20 protein-coding genes and 1 pseudogene are annotated in these 19828 nt (G+C 70.1%); 11 read left to right on the plus strand and 10 right to left on the minus strand.

Features of this window, described 5'->3' with window-relative positions:
- Positions 1–215 precede the first annotated feature (215 nt).
- The 3 genes and pseudogenes from ACF1GV_RS17075 to ACF1GV_RS17085 all read right to left on the minus strand — a co-directional run bounded on the left by ACF1GV_RS17075 (position 216) and on the right by ACF1GV_RS17085 (position 2087).
- Positions 216–506, minus strand: coding sequence for a TetR family transcriptional regulator (locus tag ACF1GV_RS17075; protein ID WP_391681119.1), 291 nt, complete (start codon positions 504–506; stop codon positions 216–218).
- Between the two features lie 251 nt (positions 507–757).
- Positions 758–946, minus strand: a pseudogene (locus tag ACF1GV_RS17080) (transcriptional regulator); the annotation flags it as partial.
- Positions 947–1088: 142 nt separating this feature from the next.
- On the minus strand, positions 1089–2087 hold the full coding sequence (locus ACF1GV_RS17085) for a hypothetical protein (RefSeq protein ID WP_391681121.1): 999 nt from the start codon (positions 2085–2087) through the stop codon (positions 1089–1091).
- A 376-nt stretch (positions 2088–2463) separates the two neighbouring features.
- On the opposite strand from ACF1GV_RS17085, the gene ACF1GV_RS17090 reads away from it, so the two are divergent.
- On the plus strand, positions 2464–3237 hold the full coding sequence (locus ACF1GV_RS17090) for a polysaccharide deacetylase family protein (protein WP_391681124.1): 774 nt from the start codon (positions 2464–2466) through the stop codon (positions 3235–3237).
- A gap of 3 nt (positions 3238–3240) precedes the next feature.
- Here ACF1GV_RS17090 and ACF1GV_RS17095 read toward each other — a convergent pair whose 3' ends face one another.
- Positions 3241–3618 (minus strand): ArsR/SmtB family transcription factor, encoded by a 378-nt coding sequence (locus tag ACF1GV_RS17095; protein WP_391681127.1) that lies wholly within the window; start codon positions 3616–3618, stop codon positions 3241–3243.
- Between the two features lie 94 nt (positions 3619–3712).
- Between ACF1GV_RS17095 and ACF1GV_RS17100 the strand changes: the two genes are divergently transcribed.
- Positions 3713–5746, plus strand: coding sequence for a heavy metal translocating P-type ATPase (locus tag ACF1GV_RS17100; RefSeq protein WP_391681129.1), 2034 nt, complete (start codon positions 3713–3715; stop codon positions 5744–5746).
- 1131 nt (positions 5747–6877) lie between these two features.
- Here ACF1GV_RS17100 and ACF1GV_RS17105 read toward each other — a convergent pair.
- Positions 6878–7333, minus strand: coding sequence for a hypothetical protein (locus tag ACF1GV_RS17105; RefSeq protein WP_391681132.1), 456 nt, complete (start codon positions 7331–7333; stop codon positions 6878–6880).
- Between ACF1GV_RS17105 and ACF1GV_RS17110 the strand changes: the two genes are divergently transcribed.
- The 3 genes from ACF1GV_RS17110 (at position 7332) to ACF1GV_RS17120 (ending at position 9393) form a co-directional block, all read left to right on the plus strand.
- Positions 7332–7655 (plus strand): hypothetical protein, encoded by a 324-nt coding sequence (locus ACF1GV_RS17110; RefSeq protein WP_391681134.1) that lies wholly within the window; start codon positions 7332–7334, stop codon positions 7653–7655. The genes ACF1GV_RS17105 and ACF1GV_RS17110 overlap by 2 nt on opposite strands.
- A 114-nt stretch (positions 7656–7769) precedes the next feature.
- Entirely contained in the window at positions 7770–8366 is a 597-nt protein-coding gene (locus tag ACF1GV_RS17115) for a dihydrofolate reductase family protein (protein WP_391681137.1), read from the plus strand.
- A 52-nt stretch (positions 8367–8418) separates the two neighbouring features.
- On the plus strand, positions 8419–9393 hold the full coding sequence (locus ACF1GV_RS17120) for a phosphotransferase family protein (RefSeq protein WP_391681637.1): 975 nt from the start codon (positions 8419–8421) through the stop codon (positions 9391–9393).
- Between the two features lie 55 nt (positions 9394–9448).
- Here ACF1GV_RS17120 and ACF1GV_RS17125 read toward each other — a convergent pair whose 3' ends face one another.
- Entirely contained in the window at positions 9449–9784 is a 336-nt protein-coding gene (locus ACF1GV_RS17125; protein ID WP_391681140.1) for a hypothetical protein, read from the minus strand.
- Between ACF1GV_RS17125 and ACF1GV_RS17130 the strand changes: the two genes are divergently transcribed.
- Positions 9777–9992: a hypothetical protein gene (locus ACF1GV_RS17130; RefSeq protein WP_391681143.1), complete on the plus strand. Its 216-nt coding sequence runs from the start codon at positions 9777–9779 to the stop codon at positions 9990–9992. The two genes, ACF1GV_RS17125 and ACF1GV_RS17130, sit on opposite strands and share 8 nt — an antisense overlap.
- Positions 9993–10287: 295 nt before the next feature.
- On the opposite strand, the gene ACF1GV_RS17135 is transcribed toward ACF1GV_RS17130, so the two are convergent.
- On the minus strand, positions 10288–10479 hold the full coding sequence (locus ACF1GV_RS17135) for a hypothetical protein (RefSeq protein ID WP_391681145.1): 192 nt from the start codon (positions 10477–10479) through the stop codon (positions 10288–10290).
- A gap of 246 nt (positions 10480–10725) precedes the next feature.
- Here ACF1GV_RS17135 and ACF1GV_RS17140 point away from each other — a divergent pair, with 246 nt between their 5' ends.
- The gene (locus tag ACF1GV_RS17140) at positions 10726–12288 is read left to right on the plus strand and encodes an FAD-binding oxidoreductase (protein ID WP_391681148.1); all 1563 of its coding nucleotides are present in this window, start codon (positions 10726–10728) and stop codon (positions 12286–12288) included.
- A 306-nt stretch (positions 12289–12594) separates the two neighbouring features.
- Here the strand turns inward: ACF1GV_RS17140 and ACF1GV_RS17145 are convergent, their stop codons facing one another.
- Entirely contained in the window at positions 12595–13491 is an 897-nt protein-coding gene (locus tag ACF1GV_RS17145; RefSeq protein ID WP_391681151.1) for an NAD(P)H-binding protein, read from the minus strand.
- A 68-nt stretch (positions 13492–13559) separates the two neighbouring features.
- Between ACF1GV_RS17145 and ACF1GV_RS17150 the strand changes: the two genes are divergently transcribed.
- Both ACF1GV_RS17150 and ACF1GV_RS17155 read left to right on the plus strand, forming a co-directional pair.
- A complete protein-coding gene (locus tag ACF1GV_RS17150) occupies positions 13560–14399 on the plus strand; it encodes a LysR family transcriptional regulator (protein WP_391681154.1) in 840 nt (279 codons plus the stop codon).
- A 200-nt stretch (positions 14400–14599) separates the two neighbouring features.
- A complete protein-coding gene (locus ACF1GV_RS17155; protein WP_391681157.1) occupies positions 14600–15589 on the plus strand; it encodes an aldo/keto reductase in 990 nt (329 codons plus the stop codon).
- A 42-nt stretch (positions 15590–15631) separates the two neighbouring features.
- Here the strand turns inward: ACF1GV_RS17155 and ACF1GV_RS17160 are convergent, their stop codons facing one another.
- Both ACF1GV_RS17160 and ACF1GV_RS17165 read right to left on the minus strand, forming a co-directional pair.
- Entirely contained in the window at positions 15632–16732 is a 1101-nt protein-coding gene (locus ACF1GV_RS17160; protein ID WP_391681160.1) for an ABC transporter substrate-binding protein, read from the minus strand.
- Between the two features lie 64 nt (positions 16733–16796).
- Positions 16797–17531, minus strand: a complete 735-nt coding sequence (locus tag ACF1GV_RS17165; RefSeq protein ID WP_391681162.1) for a maleylpyruvate isomerase family mycothiol-dependent enzyme — start codon at positions 17529–17531, stop codon at positions 16797–16799.
- A gap of 761 nt (positions 17532–18292) precedes the next feature.
- Here ACF1GV_RS17165 and ACF1GV_RS17170 point away from each other — a divergent pair.
- Together ACF1GV_RS17170 and ACF1GV_RS17175 are read left to right on the plus strand one after the other, a co-directional pair.
- A complete protein-coding gene (locus tag ACF1GV_RS17170; protein ID WP_391681165.1) occupies positions 18293–18721 on the plus strand; it encodes a VOC family protein in 429 nt (142 codons plus the stop codon).
- A gap of 249 nt (positions 18722–18970) precedes the next feature.
- Positions 18971–19402, plus strand: coding sequence for a hypothetical protein (locus tag ACF1GV_RS17175; protein ID WP_391681167.1), 432 nt, complete (start codon positions 18971–18973; stop codon positions 19400–19402).
- The last annotated feature ends 426 nt before the right edge of the window (positions 19403–19828 follow it).

A 19828-nucleotide genomic window follows, 5' to 3' on the forward strand; every position in this document is an offset into this window, starting at 1 on the left:
TGGGGGGTCAGGGACCATCTCATGTGGCCGAACTGCCGGATCAGTGTCCTCCCGGAAGTCCTGTGAGCCCCCTTCGCCCCCCGGAGTCAGACGCTCCGGGCGCGGCACCCTGGACGGACCACCTGCCCCGGCCCCACCCGCGGCGCCCGCCGGGCACGGGAGGAGGCGCTTCCGCTCACGGTCCGTAACGCCGATACCGCCTGCTTGCCCGGCACCTACGACCGCGTCGTCACCGTCCGGCTCACGCAGTCCTGTGCACGCATCCGGCAGGACGCTGTGGCTGAGCGCCAGGTGCAGGCCGACCGTGCGCAGAAAGCGCTCAGTAGCTGGTCGACCGGCAGGCTGGGGCTTTGCTCTGCGTGAGTCAGGAGTCGGTCGTAGAAGGCCTCGGCCAGCCTGCTGCGCAGGACGTCAGGTGTGGGGAAGCGCTGGTACAGCGCGGCCGGTGTAAGCCCCGCCTCGCGGGCGATCTGGGCCATGCTCGCACGCGAACCGAGTTTGCGCATCGCTGTCGCGATGTCCCACAGCGTCTTGTCCTCACCGGTTTGTGCGAACCCCTCGTCCGGCGTGTCCGCGTCATACCGCCGTCATCCGATTCACGCACACCGACTCCGCTCGACACGCATCTCGTCTTCGTGACCCTAGGAGAAATCATCACAATCTGACATGAGCCAGGATCCGCCGTTCGGAGGCGATCCATGACCAGGGCGACCGCCGAGGACGCTCAGCGCCCGTGTGAGACGCGGTCCTCGGTGGCCAGGGTCCATTGCAGGCTGCGGTGCGGGGTCCACTGCCGGCCGGTGCGGCGGCGCCGGGGCCGGGTGAGGACGCCGGAGCCGTCGGCGGTCTGGGCCGGATGGAGGAGGTGGGCGCGTTCGGCGTCGTCCAGCTGGAGGGCGCGGGCGACGGCTTCGAGGTCGGCGGGGGAGACGCCGGCGAGGTTGCCGCCACTCCCTGACGGCCGTCTCCTGACCCCGCGGACATCTATGGCGGGTCCCAGCGTCGGAAGGAGCGACTTCTTACGCCGCGCCGACGCGTCCGGCCGTGCCACCAGCGCGGTGCCGAGCCGGTGACCGGGCCGGTCGCCCTCAGGTGCGGAAGCCGACGTGCACGTGGTCGTGATGGGTGGCGTCGCTGAAGAACTGATCGGGGCGGCCGCCCGACAGCAGCACCGGACCGCCCACGTTGTAGGAACCGGCCGCCGCCGCGTCTCGCATGAACCGCTCGATCAGGCGCCGCGGTGTCGCCGGATCGACGACAGCATGTCCGTCGATCCGCCACACGTCGAAGGCACGGCCGCGCGGATGGTCGCTGGGCCTGGTGGTGCCGAACACGTCCAGTGGGTGTCCGGAGCGCACGACGCTCACCTCCAGCCGGTACGTCCGCGCCAGCGCGAGCATCGCCTTCGCCACGCTGGTGTGCACCTGACCACTGCGCAGGTCCGCCGCCGCGGCCGGCGGCAACACGATCCGGTCGTCGGACAGCACGGCCTGGAAAACCCGTGCCGGCGACCGGACGGCCGGTCCGGGGTGCGCCGGATGCAGCGCGTCGACCGTCCAACCGGACCCCGAGCGGGTCAGACGTACATCGACCGTCGTCCCGCCGGCGCTCACCGTGCCGCCGCGCCGGGTCCACTGCCGGCACACCACCAGCACGCTGGCCGACCGCGACAAGATGCCGCCGTACTGTGCGTCCACGACCTGCAGCGCGGCCTGGTCGGCCGTGGGCAGCAGCGTTCCCGCCTGATCGACGAGGGCCGCCGGCAGCCCGAGCCCGGCCGCTCTCGCCCGCGCCGCAGCCGTCCCGCCCTGCCCCTCGCCCCAGGCACCGATCACCTCCACCACCTGCACGGCCCGCAGCTTCACCGCCGGCTGCACTTCGGCGGACGTGGGCCGCCAGGGTGTCGTGCGCGGCAGAGTGGGGGAGGGCGACGGCGACCCGGCGCCGGTCGAAGACAGCTGAGAGGGGTGCGCGGCCGGGACCGTACGGGCGGAACAGCCCTCGATGCCGAGCACGGCACCGGCGAGGGCCGCCAGCACGGCGCGGCGGCCCGGTGGGGGAGTGGCGGGCGCACGAGTGTGGGTCATGAGGCCCAGTGTCCGCCGCGCGGCGCGGGCCCGCCGAGCGCCGGACCTGCAGCCGGTTCGGTCGCATCTCCCCGGGGAGGACCGCCGCGCCCGCGCCCGGGCTCCCTCGGCCGATCCCTTCACCATCGGACCCGGGGTGCCTGATGCCCATTCGCCGCCCCGGTCGGAGGCCGTTGGCAAGTCATGCTATTTCTGCATGTGTTGGACGTTCGAACCCCGCTCCGGCGGCCGCCGGCAGCCGAGTTGTCGGCGACCTTTCCCAGAATTGTCCGTGATCGGTAACAGGCGGATCCGGCGGCAACTTTTCCTCGTCCTGTCAGGTGGTCGCACAGCGGCCAAGGGTCGGTGAGGAACGCAGGGGAAGCAGGGGGCGGACATGGCACGTCACGGCGGCGGGCGGGGCTGGTACGGCAGGACGGTCGGGGCGGCACTCGGGGTGACGCTGCTGGCTGCCGGTGCCGCGGTGTGGACGGCGCAGGCCGATACCGCGGGCCGCACTCCGCCCCGGGCGTCCGCGTCGGCCAAGCCGGGCAGTGCACTCCAGTCGGTGGCGGCGAGCATCGCGCATTCCTCGGACAAGGGCCCCCGTGGCGTGAACATCACCATCGACGACGGCCCCGACCCCGTGTGGACCCCCCAAGTGCTCGAAGTGCTCGCGAAATACGGGGTGAAGGCCACGTTCTGCATGGTGGGCACCCAGGCGCAGGCCCACCCGGGCCTCGTGAAGCAGGTGGTCGCGGCCGGGCACCGGTTGTGCGACCACTCGGTGTCGCACGACACCACCATGGACAAGAAGCCCCAGGCCTACCAGTCGCAGGAGATCCTCGACGCCGAACGCATGATCACCGAGGCTTCCGGCGGCGTGAAGCCGATGTACTACCGGGCGCCCGGCGGGGCGTTCACCCCGTACAGCCGCTCCCTGGCCGCCTCGCGGGGGATGCGCCCGCTGGGCTGGAACGTGGACTCCAAGGACTTCGAGCGGCCGGGTGCGAACGCTATCGTCGCCACCGTCGAGCGGGAGGTGCCCAACGGGCCGACGCTCCTCTTTCACGACGCGGGAGGCGACCGCTCCCAGACCGTCGAAGCCCTGCGCCAGATCCTGCCGTGGCTCAAGGAGCAGGGCTATTCCTTCGGCTTCCCGGTGCGCTGATCCTCAGGTCGGTCCGGGCTGTTCCGCCGGGAAGTCCCGGACGCCCAGGCGCAGGTGCTCGACGTGGTACAGAGCTTGGTCGAGGAGTTGTGCGACGTGGTCGTCGTAGAGCGAGTAGACGACCGAACGCCCCTGCCGTTCGCCGGTGACGAGGCCGAGGTTGCGCAGGAGTCGCAGCTGGTGCGAGCAGGCGGAGGTCTCCATGTCGACGGCATCGGCGAGTTCCCCGACCGGGCAGGGGCCTTCCTGCAGCCGGGCCAGGATGTGCAGCCGAGACGGCGTGGCGAGCGCCTGGAGGGTGGCGGCGACGTCGGCGGTGCCGACCGCGTCGAGGCGCTCGCGGGTGGTGGCGCTGCTGGTGGTGACGCGTCCATGGCCCATGTGACCAGCATACCGATGACACTTGAAGACCTGTTCACGTGTTCATGTACGGTGGAGGTGTTGCCCAGCTCCGCCCGTGAAGGGTCGCTTCGTCATGTCTTCAGCCCTCGCCCAGAGGTCTGCCCCGCACGCCGGTGATCTGCGGCCTGTCCCGCCGCGGCGCCGTACCCAGGTGCTGGCCCTGCCGGAGGCCCGCTGGGCGTTGGCGGCTCTGGTGCTGTTCCTGCTCGCCCTGCCCGTCCACCTGCTGGGCGGTCCGACGTGGCTGTGGGGGACGCTGTTCGCCGCCACCTATGTCACCGGCGGGTGGGAGCCGGGCTGGGAAGGGTGCAAGGCCCTGAAGGACAAGACGCTGGACGTGGACCTGCTGATGGTCGTCGCGGCGCTCGGGGCGGCGGCGATCGGGCAGGTTCTCGACGGTGCACTGCTGATCGTCATCTTCGCCACCTCCGGCGCGCTGGAGGCCATCGCCACGGCGCGAACCGCGGACTCGGTGCGCGGCCTGCTCGACCTCGCACCCACCACCGCCACCCGGCTCCTGCCGGACGGCACAGAGGAGACCGTCGGCACCGAGCGGCTCGCGGTCGGCGACACCATCCTCGTCCGCCCCGGCGAGCGGATCGGCGCCGACGGCAGGGTGCTCGCCGGGATCAGCGACGTCGACCAGGCCACCATCACCGGCGAACCACTGCCGGCGGCCAAGCAGGCGGGGGATGAGGTGTTCGCCGGCACCGTCAACGGCACCGGCTCGCTGCGGGCGCGTGTCGAGCGCGACCCGTCGGACTCGGTCATCGCCCGGATCGTGAAGATGGTCGAGGAAGCCTCCGAGACCAAGGCTCCCACCCAGTTGTTCATCGAGAAGATCGAGCAGCGCTACTCGATCGGCATGGTCCTCGCGACCCTCGCCGTCTTCGCCGTCCCGCTCGCCCTCGGCGACACCCTGCAGTCCGCCCTGCTGCGGGCGATGACGTTCATGATCGTCGCCTCACCGTGCGCGGTCGTGCTCTCCACGATGCCGCCATTGCTGTCCGCCATCGCCAACGCCGGCCGCCACGGCGTCCTGGTCAAGTCGGCCGTGGTCATGGAGCGCCTCGGACAGATCGAGGCGGTTGCCCTGGACAAGACGGGCACCCTGACCGAAGGCACCCCACGCGTGACCGACATCCGGCCGGTGGACGCCTGCAACCTGACCGAGGACGAACTGCTGCGCCTCGCGGCGGCGGCCGAGCATCCCAGCGAGCACCCGCTGGCCCGCGCGATCATGGACGCCGCCCGCGCCCGCGACCTCACCGTCCCGCCCGCCGAGGACTTCGACTCCACCCCCGGCATCGGCGTGACGGCCACCGTCGAGGGCGAGACGGTCGCGGTCGGCAGCCCCGCACGGCTGCTGCAGGGGCGTCCCGATCGGCCGGCAGCCGCGGTGATCACACGGCTCGAGGACGAGGGCCGTACCGCGGTCCTGGTCATGGTCGGCGACAGTCCCGCCGGGGTACTGGGAATCGCCGACCGGCCGCGCGAGGAGGCCGCCGCCACCGTCGCCGCTCTCACCTGCCTGACCGGCAACACTCCGGTGCTGGTCACCGGCGACAACCAGCGCGCCGCCGCCCGCCTCGCCGAAGAGATCGCCGTCACCGATGTCCGCGCCGGCCTGCTCCCGCAGGACAAGGCCAGGGCGGTGCAGGAGATGGAGCGGGCCGGGCGGAAGGTTCTGGTGGTCGGCGACGGCGTCAACGACGCCCCCGCGCTGGCAGCCGCCCACACCGGCATCGCCATGGGCCGTGCCGGATCCGACCTCGCCCTGGAGACCGCCGACGCCGTCGTGGTCCGCGACGAACTGGCCGCCATCCCCGCCGTCATCCGCCTCTCACGCCGAGCGCGCCGCCTGGTCGTCCAAAACCTCGTCGTCGCCGCCCTGTTCATCACCGGCCTGGTCATCTGGGACCTGGCCGGCAGCCTGCCCCTGCCCCTGGGTGTCGCAGGCCATGAGGGTTCCACGGTCATCGTTGGTCTCAACGGGCTGCGCCTGCTCGCCGACGGCGCCTGGCACCGGGCCGGTAGTGCCGGCGACCAGCCACAACGCACCCGCACCCGAAACACGGCCCCGCGCCGCAGGCGCCCAGACGGGTGAGGTCTTGCCGGCGGCGCGCGCACCGGCCCACCTGACTGGGCCCGCATCCGACGAACAGTAGGGCGCCGCCCGCCCGCCCGTCCGGGAGGGGCTTCGCCCTACCCGGCTGCCCCTCAATAGGTGGGCGCGGCGTGAGGAACTCCAACCGCCGGGCGCCGACTTGATGGTTTCTCCCAATGGGGCTGCCGTCGGCGGCTGGCTAGCGTCGAGACCAGGAGTCGCCGGGCGGCGGCCGCCCGGGAGCGCTGTGCCGCGGGATCCTGCCCGGCCCGGCGGAATGAGAGTGGGCATGAGGAGCACAGCGGACAAGCTGGGATACGCCGTACGGGCGGGCGGGGCGACGCCGGTCCTGGCGGCCGCTTTCCTCTCCGCCCGCGGGTTGATCAGCGTCACCGTCACATCGTCGCTCTGTGTCAGGCGGTTGGCCGCCATGACTCCGGCGTATCCGCCACCGACCACTATCACATGGGTGTTCTCAGTCATGGCGTCCCCTTCGTTTCCAGGCGTACGCCCTGAAGACACCGCCCGCTTCACCCTTGTGACAGACCATGACCTACGTCGCTTCCGGCGCCGAAGGACGCGCGGTCATCGTCATGACGACCCGTGCATTGCTGCGTGCAGCTGCCTTGCCCGCCGCACATGGGTAGGCAACTGGTCGCGCCGCGCGGTACGTTGCAGGACTTCGTTCTCTTCGGAGAGGAATGCCATGAACGCCGTGCATGCCCCCTGCTGCACAGCCGATTCCTCTGCGACGTGCTTCCCCGGATCCGGCAGCACGCGCGAGTCACCGGTGTCGCTGTCGCTGGATCCATCGCGGGTGGTCACCCCGACGCCTACTCCGATGTGATCGAGGGACCGGTTCTGGATCTGGGTTCCCTACGGTGCGACGAAACTCGGCCGTGGTGAACTCTTCGTAGTCATCGGCTTCCTCAATCGCCTGCGCGAGACCGTGCTGGGCCCCCTCGCCGCTCATCGCGCCGGTGCAGCCCTCGCGGCCTGCGACACCTCGAGTCCAGCGCACCGGACGCGGCGATGATCTGCGACAAGCCCTGTGCGGTGACGACCGCCACGGCGCCGGCCCGGGCACTCCTCGCCGCGATCGACCTCTACGGCCGGTGGCGCGACGACGTCTCAGCTGTGATCGAACGCAACCGCCACGCCGAAAAACTCGCCGTGCAGTACCTCCCTGACATGATCGACTAGCCGAGCTGACGGAGCCGTCCGGGCACGCACCGTCACGCGGACGGCGACCTCCCACACACCGAGGTGGCTGAGCCGCCCCCATGCCGAAGCTTCAACGGGGACACGACTTGTCAACGGCACTTCCGCGACCAGTCGCCCAGCGAGCAGCACAGCGCACGCCCCAACGGTCATCAGCCCGCCGGCAAGGAAGGTGCCCCGCACATCGGCGAGCGGGAGAACCACTCCGCGCAGCGCGGCGTCCGCCGCGATACCGGCGTTGTAGGAACCGGAATTCGCCGCGAGTGCCAGGTCCGTACGGCCCGGTGCACTGTGCAGCATCTCGTTCTGGGTGGTCATGAACACCGGCGCACTGCCCATCAGCACCGGGAACAGCACCGCTGCCATGACGCCGGTTGCCTCGTGGTCCTTCGGCCACTTCCTGCCCTCGCAGTCCGCACTGCCCCGGAGCCTCGTCCATGGACTCAACCCCACCGGGCTCACGCCTCCGCCCGCAACCGAAAATGCGGTGTGCGGGCGTGCTCGTCCGAACCGTACGTGCGGCGACTGCGAGGCAGACCGGTTCAACATTCCTGCCGGAAGCACCTTCGCCGCGCACATCGCTCCTGCAGGGCAGGCCATCGACGGCTTGGTGCTGTGGCGATTCATCGCCGTGGACGCCGACGACGTAGACGGATGCGCCGACGAGATCAGAGGGTGCGAGGACTGAGTTCAATCTGCTGTCCCTCCCCCCGTAATGCCTCAGGGGATTCGGCGAGCCGCGATGATCCTGCGGTGTCCGGCGGCCGTAGTGTCGAAGCAGTTGCCAGGAGGAGGTTTTCTCATGCGCAGAGTGACGTATTCGATGGGCCTATCACTCGACGGCTATATCGTCGGGCCTGACGGTGACTTCGGTTGGACGCCCCCGGACGCGGAGGTCTTCCGCTTCGTCACCGACGAGATCCGAGAGGTCGGCGTATACCTGCTGGGACGACGGCTGTACGAGACGATGCTGTACTGGGAGACCGCCGACCAGGATCCGACGCTCGACGACTCCATGCTCGAGTGGGCCGCCATCTGGAAGCCGCTTCCGAAGGTGGTGTTCTCCAGCACGCTGTCGGAGGTGCAAGGCCATGCCCGCCTGGCCTCCGGCGCCCTGGCGGAGGAGATCGAGCGGTTGCGAGCCGAGCCGGGGGAGGGCGACATCGCGATCGGCGGCGCGACGCTCGCCGCCGAGGCGGCCGCATTGGGCCTGATCGACGAGTACCGGGCCAGGGTCTACCCGGTACTGGTCGGCGGTGGCATTCCGTTCTTTCCCCAGCACGAGCGCCGGGTCGATCTCGAACTCGTCGAGACCCGCACCTTCGGCGCGGGGGTCGTCTACCTTCGCTACCGCGTGGCGCGCCAGCCGATTTCTGCAACGTCGCCGACAGCCAAGTAGGGTGCGCGAGTTGTCGTGGCGAGAGGTGGCTCGGAACGTGGCCCTGAGTGCAGTGAGACGGGAGCAGCTGGCAGCGGCGGCGCGGGCCGCGCTCGGCCGCGGGCGGCGGTTGGAGGGGATCGAGCGACTTGCGGGTGGCAGTAAGAAAGGTGTCTATCGCCTGGTGATGGACGACGCGACGACTGCAGTCGCGTATCTGTGGGACGACGACGAGAACTACTGGCCGGCGGCCGAGGGCGACGACGACCTCGCCGACCCGTTCTCACCCGGCCTCGGGCTCGACTTGTTCGAGGCGGCTCACGCGCGGCTCGACGCGCTCGGAGTCCGCGTCCCGGCGCTCTGTCTCGTGGACCGCGACGGCACCCACTGCCCGGCCGATCTTGCGATCGTCGAGGATCTCCAAGGGGAGAGCCTGGAAGCACTGCTCGTCCGAGACCGGTGCGCAGCGGCCCCCGTCATGGAGCGACTCGGTGAGGCTCTGGAGGCGATGCGCCAGCATAGGGCTTTCGCCTACGGCAAGGTGGCTGTGGTGGATGCAGGAGCGACGTCGCGTGGGACATCGTGCGAAGAGGTCGTTCTGGAACGTGCACAGCGGGACCTTGCCGAGGCTGCGTCGCGTGATCCGCGGATCGACGCTGCCCGTGACCGGCTGGAAGAGCGACTGCACTGGTTGGGAGGGGCGGTGCGGCCACGGGCGGAATACTCGGTCGTGCACGGCGAACTGGGGCCCGACCACGTGCTGGTGGACGCGGCACAGAGGCCCGTTCTGATCGATATCGAGGGTGCGATGTACTTCGATGTCGAGTGGGAGCACGTGTTTCTACGCATCCGGTTCGACGGCTTGTACGACTCGTTGGCGGCGGACGGACTGGACGAGAGCCGGCTTGCCTTTTACACGCTGGCGCAGCGGCTCTCGCTGACGGCGGGTCCGTTGAGGCTGCTCGACGGGGAGTTTCCGGACAGAGCGTTCATGGCGGGCATCGCCGAGTACAACGTGAAGAAGTCGCTGGAGTTTGCCCGCTGGTGAAGTCGGCTGCCCATGCCGTGCGTTGGCGGGCCGGACGGCGGCCCCCCATCACGTCTCAGGGGGTGAACTCCTCATCCAGACGGTCGATCGCCCCGTCGGCGCCCAGCTGGTACTTGAACACCAGCCCGCTGTTCGGGTGGGCTTCCAGCCAGTCGAGGAACTCCTGGACACCGATGTGCTGGTTCTTGGTGCTTTCCACGATGGGGTTGGTGACGGTGACGTACGCCGCCTGGTCCATGGGGATGTACGTCTCTTTGCCCACGGCCTCGAAGGGCGCGCCGTCGGAGTCGGCGGGGGCGCAGCCCCAGTTGCCGTGCTTGACGATGAGACTGAGCGAGCCCCCTTCCGGGGTGTAGCGGAGGACCGCCACCTCGTCAGGTGAGATGGGCATCTCGTGGTCGCAGCCGTCGACGCCGCTCGTGCCGCCCGAGGCGGCCGGTGCCGGTGCCGATGTCGATGCCGGTGGCGTGGCCGTCGTGCCGGACGAAGGAGCCTTGGAGGACGAGGATGCGCCGCCGCCCGTGCCCGTCGTGTGCTTACTGGCCGGCTTGGCACCGGCAGTTGGGGAACCGGGCTTCGCAGGGCCGCCACCCGGCTGAGCCGTCGCGGTGCTGCCGCCGGCAGGTGTCGCCGAGTTGGTTCCGCCCTCGTCGCAGGCCGTGAGAACCATCGCGAGGACGGCGGCGGACGCGCTCATCACGGCCGCGCGGAGAACGGTGCCGGGTCTGTGGCGAACGGACTTCGTGGACGGTGCCATGGCGATCCTGTCTGTCGAGGAGCAGTGGGCTGTGCCTGTCGCAGGCACAAACGATTTCCGGCCGATCCGCGGTTGCCGTGGTCACCAGTTCGTTGCCGGGTCGTGACACGGACACGGACACGGGATCGGACGACACCTCAAGGTTGCAGCGCTGCCAGGATCCGCTCGAATCGTGCGGTCATGTCGTCGGCGCTCTGCTGGGGGTGATGCCGCCACCAGGCGACCGCGCCACTCACAATTCCGTACCAGAGGTGCGTGGCGAGGTCGGCGTCGAGTGGTTCGTCGGCCTGGGAGGAGTGAAGGAAATCGGCCACACCGACCGCGCCCATGCGGTTGAGTTTCCCCCGGTACACGGTGGCCGCGGAATGGAGGGCACCGTCCGGCGGCAGAGTCGAGTCGTACACGAGGTTCCAGTCGTGCGTGCGTGACTCGAGCGCCCGGAAGACGGCTTGCAGGGTGCTGCCCTCCCCATGCCAATGTGACCGCACGGTAACTTACCCTGCGTTCAGATAGGTGGTGTGCCAGTGCCCGGCAGGACGCGCTCATGGTGGGGGTGGGGAAATGTCGAGGACGCCGTGACGGCCCCGGAACGCGAAGAGCTCACACGGCGGACCGCGGAACTGCTGCCCGGCGCGGACCTCACCGTGCACGAGGCCCCTCCGGTCGAGTCGTTCGGCGTGGGCGCGAGCAGGGTCCAGGCGCCGCGGGCACTGGCGTCGATCGTCTCTCAGGACGTTCGCGACCGGCTCGCACACAGTCACGGTCAGGCCTTCCGCGATGTCGTGCGGGCACTGCTGGGAAGGCTGCCCCACGTACCCGACCTCGTCGTGCGCCCGACATCGGAAGGTCAGGTCGTCGACGTCCTCGACTGGTGCAACGACGCCGACATCGCCGTCGTACCCTTCGGTGGCGGATCCTCGGTGGTCGGCGGCGTCGAACCACGCGTGGACGACGAGTACGCCGGCGTGGTCAGCCTGGACCTCACCTCGATGGACCAGGTTCTCGAAGTGGACACCACCAGCCGCGCCGCGCTCGTCCAGGCCGGGGTCCTCGGCCCGCATCTGGAAGAGCAGTTGAGGCCCACGGGACACACCCTTCGCTTCTTCCCGCAGTCTTTCGAGTTCTCCACCCTCGGTGGCTGGCTGGCCACCCGCGCGGGTGGCCACTTCGCCACGCACCTCACCCACATCGACGACCTGACCGAAGCCATGCGGATCGTTACCCCTGCCGGTGTCGTCACCACCCGCCGGCTCCCGGGCTCCGGCGCCGGGCCGTCTCCCGACCGGATGTTCCTCGGCTCCGAAGGATCGCTCGGTGTGATCACCGAAGCCTGGGTCCGCCTCCAGGAGCGGCCCCGGTGGAGGGCGGGCGCCTCGGTGAACTTCGCCGACTACGACGCGGGCGTGCGGGCGGTGCGCGCCCTGTCCCAGTCCGGACTGAACCCGGCGAACTGCCGGCTCCTGGACCCGATGGAGGCATTGATCAACGCGGGCTCATCAACCGCTGTCCTGGTGCTCGGCTTCGAATCCGCAGACCACCCGGTCCACGCAGGCATGGAACGCGCGCTGGAGCTGTGCCGGGACCATGGCGGCACCCTGCCCGAACCGCCGCGCTACACCGAGACCGCGGACCGGGCCGCGCGCACCGCGGCCGCCGACACCTGGCGCTCCTCCTTCATGCGCATGCCCTATCGCCGCGACGCACTGGCCGCCCAGGGCATGATCGTGGAGACCTTCGAGACGGCCTGCACCTGGGACCGCTTCGACAGTCTGCGCGCGGCTGTCAACGCGGCAGCCCAGGACGCCATGCGTCAGACCGGCGCCATGGGCGTGGTGACCTGCCGGTTCACCCACCTCTATCCCGACGGTCCAGCACCGTACTTCGGCATCTACGCCGCGGGAGAATGGGGCAAGACTGTGGAGCAGTGGGACGAGATCAAGCAGGCGGTCTCCGAAGCGCTGATCTCGAGCGGTGCCACCATCACCCATCATCACGCGGTGGGCCGCGACCACCGGCCCTGGTACGACCAGCAGCGCCCCGACCTCTTCGGCTCGGCTCTCCAGGCGGCCAAGACGGTGTTCGATCCCGCGGGGATCCTGAACCCCGGGGTGCTGATCGACCCTCTACGCGACCGCTGACACAGCACCGCTGTCGGCACGGGCACGGGCACCGGAGCCGGAGTGAAGCGTCGGTGGCGGGGTCGAAGCGTCGGTGGCGGATCAGTCCGGCATCCGGGCCCCGGCTCAGGAGCCGCCACCTCGCCCGCCGGTGAGGCCGCAGGCAGGCCCGATGACTCGGCAGCCAGAGAGCGCCCCGGGCGAGACGGCAGGCCCCGGCGGGGGCGCCGGCCGCCGGGGCCACGGGACGGCAGGCACGGTGGTGCCGCCGCCAGGAGCAAGGAGCCGTTGGCGAGGATTGCTACCGGTTGGCTGCGATGGCGGCGCTCACGCCTGGACCGCCGGCTTGAGAACCTCCTCGCACCATTCCCGGAACGTCGTGCGGCCCGCGTTCGCCGGGGTGCGTGGCACGCCGTCGTCCAGGCCCTCGTCCTTGGCGCGCACCATGTCGGCAAACGCCTGCGCGAGCTCGGGGCCGGCGCCGTGGGCGATCAGGCCGGCGCGTACCTCCTCGAGTGACTGGCGCTCGTAGCGGATCGGGCGGCCGAGCACCTCGGACATGACGCGCGCCATGTCGTCGGCGGACAGGTCCTCGGGGCCGAGGACCGGGACCTCGCCCTTGCCGGTCCACGAGCGGTCGAGGAGGAGGCCGGCCGCGGCTTCGGCGATGTCCCGGGTGGCGGCGAGGGGTGTCTTGCGGTCGGCGGGGAGGGGGCCGGTGAACACGCCGTCGTCGCGGATCGGCGCGGTCTGCCGCAGCAGGTTGTCCATGAAGGTCGGGTTGGTCAGCGCGCGGTAGGCCACGCCCGTGCTCGCGATGAGATCGTCCATCGCGAGCGAGGCCGTCACCTGCCCGGCGCGGTCGGCGACGGGAGTGCCGCGACCGAGCGCCGAGACACCGACGACGTGTCCGACCCCGTGGGCCGCGAACGCCTTCGCGGCGGGACGGGTGAACTCGAGGTACACCATGTCCAGGCTCGCTGCCCGCAGGTTCGGCGGGGCGAGCCAGAACACGGCGTGCGCGCCGGAGAAGGCCCGGTCGACGACGTCGGCGTCGCCGTGCGAGCCGGTGACGACGTCGACGCGGGACCTGACGTCGTCGGGGAGTCGTGCGGGATCGCGCACGATGACGCGCAGTTCTTCGCCGTGATCGGGGGCCCGGTCGAGCAGGATGCTCAGGAGCCGGGCGCCGATCTGTCCAGTAGGTGCGGTGATGACGATCATGTGTCGAGTGTCCGGTCGGCACCCTGCGGCGGTCCAATACCTTCCCCGTCGATTGATACCGTAAAGGTATGGATCTGGATCTGCGCAAGCTCCGCTACTTCGCCGCGGTTGCCGAGCACCGGCACTTCGGCCGGGCGGCGGAACAGCTCTACATCGCTCAGCCGGTGCTCAGCCGTCAGATCAGGGCGTTCGAGCAGGAGCTGGGGTGCGCGCTGCTGGTGCGTACCACCCGCAGCGTTGAGCTGACCGCGGCCGGCCGCCAGCTCTACGAGGAGGCGCAGGGGATCCTCGCGGCGGTCACCGCGGCGGTGCGGCGCGTTCACGACGCGGACCGGGGTGTGCAGCGGCTGGTCGTCGCCTTCTCTCCCGGGCTGCAGGTCTCGGACGCGATCAGGGCGTTCGGTGGGCGCCACCCGAAGGTGGAGACCGACGTCGTACCGGCCCGCTGGTGGGAGCGGGAAGCGCCGCTGAGGGACGGCCGGGCCCAGGTCGGGTACCTGCGGCGGCCGTTCGACGACACGGGGCTGCGCACGATCCCGATCGGCCGCGAGCCGAGAGTCGCCTGCGTGCCGGTAGCGCACCCGCTGGCATCCCGCCCGGAGGTCACCCTCGACGATCTCGACGGCGAGCGGATGCTGGACGCGCCGACGCGGCGGACGTCCTCGCTGGAGGAGAAGTTCGAGCTGATCGCCGTCGGGCGCGGCATCGCGCTCGTCCCCCTGAGCGTCGCGCGTTCCTACTCCCGTGAAGGCCTCGTCCACCTCCCGGTCACGGACGCCCCGGCCCTGGAAACCTGCCTCGCCGTCTGCGCGGACCGCCGCGAGAAGCTGCTGCGCGACTTCCTGGACATCGCCACCGCGACCCTGCGGCGTGATCAGGAGGGCCGGCACCTGGGTGCGCCGCACTAGTCGTCTGCTGCCGGTTCCCCTGAATGCTCGGCTTGCGCTGGAGTGCGCTCCAAGTCGTAGCGTCGCAGACATCGAGCGCGAGGCCCGTGTCGCCCGGTGCTTCTCACGGGATGCCGGGCGGTGCAATCCGTTGCTAGATGGATGAGGGGCTTCGCGTGGTCCGAACGATGAACGAGTGTGCAGGAAGGCTGGGACACGGCATGCGTAAGCGCAGTCTGCGGGACCTTGAGGTATCGGCCATCGGCCTGGGGTGCATGGGTATGTCCGCCTTCTATGGATCCGCCGACCAGGACGAGGGGATCGCGACCATCCGGCGCGCCCTCGACCTCGGCATGAACTTTCTCGACACCGCACAGATGTACGGGCCGCTCACCAATGAGTCGCTCGTCGGCGAGGCGATCCGGGGGCGCCGCGACGAGTACGTGATCGCGACGAAGTTCAACTACCGGATGGACAACGCCGTGCCCGGCGACATCAGCACGGTCGGCCCGCAGGACGGCTCGGCCGAGCACGTCCGCAACTCGGTCCACGGCTCGCTGCAGCGTCTGGGAACCGATCACATCGACCTCTACTACCAGCACCGGGTCGACCCGAACGTGCCCATCGAGGAGACGGTCGGCGCGCTCGCGGAACTGGTCGCGGAGGGCAAGGTGCGGTACATCGGCCTGAGCGAGGCGAGCGCCCAGACCATCCGGCGCGCCAACGCCGTGCACCCGGTCACCGCGGTGCAGAGCGAGTACTCACTCTGGTCGCGCGACGTGGAGGCCGAGGTGCTGCCCACCTGCCGTGAGCTGGGGATCGGCTTCGTGCCGTACTCGCCGCTCGGCCGCGGTTTCCTCGCCGGGCGGTTCACCTCGCCGGACGATCTGGACGCGAACGACTGGCGCCGCCAGAACCCGCGCTTCCAGGACGACAACCTGGAGGCGAACCAGCGGCTCGCGGCCAAGGTGAAGGAGATCGCGGCGGAGAAGGACGTGACTCCGGCCCAGCTGGCCATCGCCTGGGTGCTGGCCCAGGGCGAGGACCTGGTCCCGATCCCGGGCACCAAGCGCCGCACCTACCTGGAACAGAACGCCGCCGCGGTCGACATCACGCTGACCGACGACGACCTGGCCCGCATCGACGCGGAGCTGCCGAAGGCGGCGGGGGAGCGGTACGACGAGGCGGGGATGCGTTCCGTGAACCGCTGACCGGGGGTGCCGCAGCAGCCGCCTGGTCACCGCCACGTGCTCTCAACCGGCGTGCAGAATCCGGAGGCGGCCGGGGTTCGCCGGGTCTCGGTCGACGACCTGGACGGGTGGCCAGGCCCATTGCCACACGCTGATGCCCGCTGCGCGGGAGAACTCGATCCGCCCGCGGGTACCGTCGACGGCAACGTGCGGCCAGGCTTCAGCCGGGCGTGCCCGGTCCGTCCCGTGCGTGCGCAGGACGTCGGCGAGGACGGCGATCGTGTCGTAGCCCTCGAAGGCCACGAAGGAGGGGGTCTGGCCGAGCCGTTCGCGCAGCATCTTCTCGACTCGCGCGCCCAGGGAGGTGAGGTGTTCGGGCAGGTAGCGCAGGAACGGGATCGCGGTGCCGTCGTCCCCCAGCAATTCCGCCCATTCGGCGAACTCCGGCTGCCCGGCCGGTGCACCGATCATGATCTCGGCGAGGCGCGGGTCGCGGCGGACGGACCTGACGAGAGGTACGGCCGGCTCGGGGTGGCCGACCAGAAGCAGGAGGGCCGTCGCGCGGTGGGCGACGAGTTCGTCGCAGACCGCTGCGGGGGTGAGCTCGCTCATGTCGAGTTCGGTGACGGTACAGCCGTGTGGAGCGAGGTACTCCCGCAGAAGGCGCGCACCGGTCGTCCAGTAGACACTGGGCTGAGCTGCTACCGCGACCCGGCTGTGACCCGCCCCGAGGAGGAAGTCCGCGTAGATCCGCCAGCCGTGCGACTGTGCCGGGCACAGGCGTGCGACCCGATCCGTCGGCTCTTCGGTGAGCGCGTCGAGAACCGCTGACGAGCACAGGTACGGCAGGCCGACGGCGTCGGCCCTGGCGGCAGCGGCGCGCGCGACGACGCTGTGATACTCCCCGGCCAGGGCGGCCACGCCCAACTGCGCCAATTCGTCCACGGCCGCCACGGCCCGTTGCGGATCAGCCGCGGTGTCTCGTACGACCAGTTCCAGTGGCCTGCCGTCGACACCACCGGCGTCATTGACGTCGCGCACCGCCAACTCCATGCCGCTGAGCAGCTGTTGGCCTGCCTCGACCCAGCCGGGACGGGTCAACGGTGCGAGGGCGCCGATCCGGACGGATGAACCGTCAGTACGCGTTTGTGCCGCTGTGATCATGCAGCGGCAGCGTAGCCACACTACTTGGAAGAACCAAGTGGGTGGTGCTCGGCCCGCGGGGCGGTCACGTGCGCCAGGACGGTGGTGCCGGCAGTGACCCAGGTGGTTCGACGGTCAGCGCCCCGCCGTCGGTCCGCCCGGTCAGCCAGCCCAGCAGCTCCGCCGCCGGTCCCGTCACCCGCGGCCCCCTTCCGTCTCCGACGAGCCGCACGACCCGGTCCTCGTCCGCGCACAGTGTCATGGACGGGGCGTCGGGGTTGCCGCCCAGTTTCCGCACGGTCGTCTCCAGCTCGCGGGCCACGAAGAAGGCGGGCCAGTCGGCCGGCCCGTGACCGGTGGCCAGGTCGGTGTGGTGGACTTCCACCTCGCGCAGCATGCTCCCGACGGCCCCACGTACCGGCCGAAGGCCGCTGCCGAGCCAGCGCACCGGCACCTCCCAGGCGTCGTCCGGGTGGTCGCCGGCCGCGGCGAGGAAACGGCGCAGTGCGGTGTCCACGTCATCGAGGAGGACGGCGGCGGACCGGCCGGCGCCCTCCTCGATCTCCCACTCCCGCTGGGCCTCGTCGGCGTACTGCGGCAGGTCGATGCCCGAACGGGCGGAGGTGAGCAGCCGGTTGCGGGAATCGGCGCTGCGGGCCACGTGTGTCAGGAGGTGGGCGCGGGTCCAGCCGGGCAGCAGTGAGGGCGCCCTCACCTCTTCGTCCGACAGCGCGGCCGCGGTGGCGAGCAGCCGGTCGACGGAGGTGCGGAGCAGGGGCAGGAGCGCGGCGGGACTGTCATGTGTTCCGTCGTGCGGCATGGGTCTCCGATCGGTGATGAGGCGTCGCCTCATCACCTGTTCCCCGCCTACGACGTATGCACGTCACTCGTCCGGCGCGCCACTCCGCGCCGCGGAGAGGCACAGCGCAGTCGCCCCACCGGCGAGGCCAGGCCGGCCCTCGTGCAGGCCGTGAACCGGCGGTGGGCGCTGGCCGGACTCCCGTCGAGGCAGGGCGGCAGCCGCCGCCGGGCACACGAGGTCGTCAGTTCGTACACCCTCCGCCCCTACGCTACTGGGACGAGGGTGATGAATTCAGCGACCTCACCGACGGCATGCGTTGGGTGAGCTTTCAGCCGACCTGCGCATGCGTCAACATCGGTTGGCCGGCAGCCGGCACCGCTGGATGAACCGTCCGGCTCCCGAAGACTTCACGGACAGGCTCCTGCCATCCTCAGTGCCTACCTGCCGCCCCAGCCGTTCATCGAGGCGGTCCTCGCCTTCGACCCGTACGGCCCCTGGCCGGCGAGGTTTCCCGGCATCAGATTCCCCTGGATCCCGGACGACGCCATACTCCGCCATGCCGACGAGGAGTGACTTCTTCGTCGGCGTATCCATCGAAGCGTATGCGGATCCGGAGTCGCCGCCGTCTGTTCTGCTGCGGCGGGCAACCCCTGAGTGGCATCGACAAGGGCACCGCTGCGACCGTACTCACAGCAGCGGCTCGCGAGGAGCGTGCCCTGCCAAGTTGCAGATGCCTACGGGGAGATGAGTAACAGATCTGCCCTTGCTATGGTGCGCGGATGTCACCGATCAGGCAGTTCCAAGTCACCTTCGACTGCGCGGAACCAGAGCGCGTCGCTCGCTTTTGGTGCGAGGTGCTGGGCTACGTCGTACCACCTCCACCGGAGGGGTTTGCTACGTGGGCCGACTTCGACCGCTCGCGGCCGCCCGAGGACCAGGGTTCGTCGTTCGCCTGCAGTGACCCGTCAGGGGTGGGGCCGCGACTGTATTTCCAGCGGGTTCCCGAAGGAAAGGTCGTCAAGAACCGCGTGCATCTCGACGTGCGGGTCGGCACCGGGCTCGTCGGCGAAGAGCGCCTGGCCAAGCTCGAGGCCGAATGCGCACGACTGGTCGCGCTCGGCGCGGTACGCGTGCGACTGCTGTACGACGGCCACGATTCGTGCATCGGGATGCAGGACGTCGAGGGCAACGAGTTCTGCCTCGACTGAGCAGACTACGAGACAGCGCCCGGAGAGGGGGGAAGCCGTCTCTCCTTGAGATGCGCGACGACATGCTCGGCGCTTCCCAGGTTCCAGCACTGGCCGGTGAACGTAGGCCGCCGTTCTCGCCGCCCACCCCGGGGCTTGCTGTCCCGCCTCATCAACGTCGCCATTGTTGACCGGAGTTTGGCCGCCATTCGGTCCGCCGAGAGGAAAGGCACATGCGCTCGCGTCCGGCGGTGTGCCACTCTCAGGGCCATGCCGTCCCGTAACCGTCGTCTGCCGCGTGAGTTGTCGTGGCCGCTCACCCCGACCGATATCCGCAGTGTCCTCGGCGAGCAGGAGTCAGACCTCACACACCTGAACTTCTGGTACCGCCCGCACGGCGACGGGACTCTGCTGCACGCTGAGTGGTACCCGCCCCTCTCCTCCAACTACGGCAATGGCACACATCCCGACCTGTGGTCCAGCGTGCAGATCGATGTCTGCCCGCTTCCGGCAACTGAAAGAGCCGGCGCCCGCCCGTTGCTGCGACAACACGCCCTTCCCGAACTCGTCAACTGGATCGCCGCCGCTCGACGCGCGCCCGAGACCTGGGCTCTGGCCCCGCACAGCCGCTCCTGGCGACTCGCCGGCGGCACCACCGTGCACCGTGATGACTGGCAGCCCTACTGCTCACCATCCATGTGACGTCGCGTCAGTCGGCGCCGATGGGTAGTTCTCGTGGCGTCGGCCCGGCCCTGGTGGAAGGGCCTGCTGGGAGGCGTAGGATGCGGGACTGCCGGTCGTCTGTCGGGCTGCTGGCAGCCGAGCCGGAGGATAGGCCCTCGGCTGGCCTTATGGGTCGGCGAGGTCGCCCGGGTCCTCGCAGGGATCCGCAGGCTGGGGCTGCGGTTGCGCGGGAGGGATGGCAGGTGCGCGTGGAATCGACGCATGATGACTTCAGGAAGCCCGACCGGTTGGGTGGCCTGATCGCCGGCGTGTCCGGGCCCGGTCTCCTCCTTCTGGCTCATCTGGCGGCCCCGGGCATCTCCCTGTGGCTGCTCCTTCTTCCCTCAATAGTGCTCGCGGCACTGCTCGCACTGGCGTTGCGCCGAGTACGACGGCGCCGGTAGT

It is taken from the genome of Streptomyces sp. NPDC014006 (assembly GCF_043088925.1).
Lineage (GTDB): Bacteria > Actinomycetota > Actinomycetes > Streptomycetales > Streptomycetaceae > Streptomyces.

What these genes read in the sequence shown, in the direction of transcription:
- ACF1GV_RS17075 (WP_391681119.1), bottom strand. Translation starts at nt 506, where the DNA reads ATGCGCAAACTCGGTTCGCGTGCGAGCATGGCCCAGATCGCCCGCGAG.
- ACF1GV_RS17085 (WP_391681121.1), bottom strand. Translation starts at nt 2,087, where the DNA reads ATGACCCACACTCGTGCGCCCGCCACTCCCCCACCGGGCCGCCGCGCC.
- ACF1GV_RS17090 (WP_391681124.1), top strand. Translation starts at nt 2,464, where the DNA reads ATGGCACGTCACGGCGGCGGGCGGGGCTGGTACGGCAGGACGGTCGGG.
- ACF1GV_RS17095 (WP_391681127.1), bottom strand. Translation starts at nt 3,618, where the DNA reads ATGGGCCATGGACGCGTCACCACCAGCAGCGCCACCACCCGCGAGCGC.
- ACF1GV_RS17100 (WP_391681129.1), top strand. Translation starts at nt 3,713, where the DNA reads ATGTCTTCAGCCCTCGCCCAGAGGTCTGCCCCGCACGCCGGTGATCTG.
- ACF1GV_RS17110 (WP_391681134.1), top strand. Translation starts at nt 7,332, where the DNA reads ATGACGCCGGTTGCCTCGTGGTCCTTCGGCCACTTCCTGCCCTCGCAG.
- ACF1GV_RS17105 (WP_391681132.1), bottom strand. Translation starts at nt 7,333, where the DNA reads ATGGCAGCGGTGCTGTTCCCGGTGCTGATGGGCAGTGCGCCGGTGTTC.
- ACF1GV_RS17115 (WP_391681137.1), top strand. Translation starts at nt 7,770, where the DNA reads ATGCGCAGAGTGACGTATTCGATGGGCCTATCACTCGACGGCTATATC.
- ACF1GV_RS17130 (WP_391681143.1), top strand. Translation starts at nt 9,777, where the DNA reads ATGGGCATCTCGTGGTCGCAGCCGTCGACGCCGCTCGTGCCGCCCGAG.
- ACF1GV_RS17125 (WP_391681140.1), bottom strand. Translation starts at nt 9,784, where the DNA reads ATGCCCATCTCACCTGACGAGGTGGCGGTCCTCCGCTACACCCCGGAA.
- ACF1GV_RS17135 (WP_391681145.1), bottom strand. Translation starts at nt 10,479, where the DNA reads ATGGGCGCGGTCGGTGTGGCCGATTTCCTTCACTCCTCCCAGGCCGAC.
- ACF1GV_RS17145 (WP_391681151.1), bottom strand. Translation starts at nt 13,491, where the DNA reads ATGATCGTCATCACCGCACCTACTGGACAGATCGGCGCCCGGCTCCTG.
- ACF1GV_RS17150 (WP_391681154.1), top strand. Translation starts at nt 13,560, where the DNA reads ATGGATCTGGATCTGCGCAAGCTCCGCTACTTCGCCGCGGTTGCCGAG.
- ACF1GV_RS17155 (WP_391681157.1), top strand. Translation starts at nt 14,600, where the DNA reads ATGCGTAAGCGCAGTCTGCGGGACCTTGAGGTATCGGCCATCGGCCTG.
- ACF1GV_RS17160 (WP_391681160.1), bottom strand. Translation starts at nt 16,732, where the DNA reads ATGATCACAGCGGCACAAACGCGTACTGACGGTTCATCCGTCCGGATC.
- ACF1GV_RS17165 (WP_391681162.1), bottom strand. Translation starts at nt 17,531, where the DNA reads ATGCCGCACGACGGAACACATGACAGTCCCGCCGCGCTCCTGCCCCTG.
- ACF1GV_RS17170 (WP_391681165.1), top strand. Translation starts at nt 18,293, where the DNA reads ATGTCACCGATCAGGCAGTTCCAAGTCACCTTCGACTGCGCGGAACCA.
- ACF1GV_RS17175 (WP_391681167.1), top strand. Translation starts at nt 18,971, where the DNA reads ATGCCGTCCCGTAACCGTCGTCTGCCGCGTGAGTTGTCGTGGCCGCTC.